We start from the raw sequence: 619 nt of genomic DNA on the forward strand, positions 1-619 counted from the left end.
TGGGAAAAGAAAGACCCGGAAAACGGGCGGTATATGTGGGATTTCTCCGTTATCAAAGACCTTTTGATGAATCCCGTCTACACCGGGGCGATTGCTTCCCAGAAAAAGGACTACCGCTTCAAAATCGGCACGATTGGGGAAAAGAAACCGGAGGACTGGATTGTGGTGGAGGGACAGCATGAACCGCTGATTGACCGCATGAGCTTTGACATTGTGCAGAACAAGCTGAAATCCCGCCAGCGTCCGGGGCAGACCAATGAAATCAGCCTGTTTGCCGGACTGATAAAATGCGGCGAGTGTGGGAAGTCGCTGACGATACGCTACACAAACGCAAAACATCCCCAGCAGATTTATTCCTGCAAGACCTACAATGCCTTTGGAAAGAATCACTGCACCCAGCACCGGATTGACTATGACACCCTTTACAGCCATGTGCTGCGGAAAATCCGGGAATGTGCCAGAGCTGCCCTGATGGACGGGGAAGCGGTTGCCGACCGCCTGACCAATACCTGTGAAGCAGAGCAGCGAGAACAACGGGAAGCAATGGAACGCTCCCTTACAAGGGACGAGGAACGGATTGAGGTTCTGGACAAAATGGTCATGCGGCTTTATGAGGATA

1 protein-coding gene is annotated in these 619 nt (G+C 52.0%); it reads left to right on the forward strand.

Annotated features, from left to right (window positions below; all coding sequences use genetic code 11):
* On the forward strand, positions 1 to 619 hold a 619-nt coding region (locus PGS38_RS13580; RefSeq protein ID WP_270476377.1), incomplete at both ends, for a recombinase family protein.

The organism is Fusicatenibacter saccharivorans, assembly GCF_027667425.1.
Taxonomy (GTDB): Bacteria; Bacillota; Clostridia; order Lachnospirales; family Lachnospiraceae; genus Fusicatenibacter; species Fusicatenibacter saccharivorans.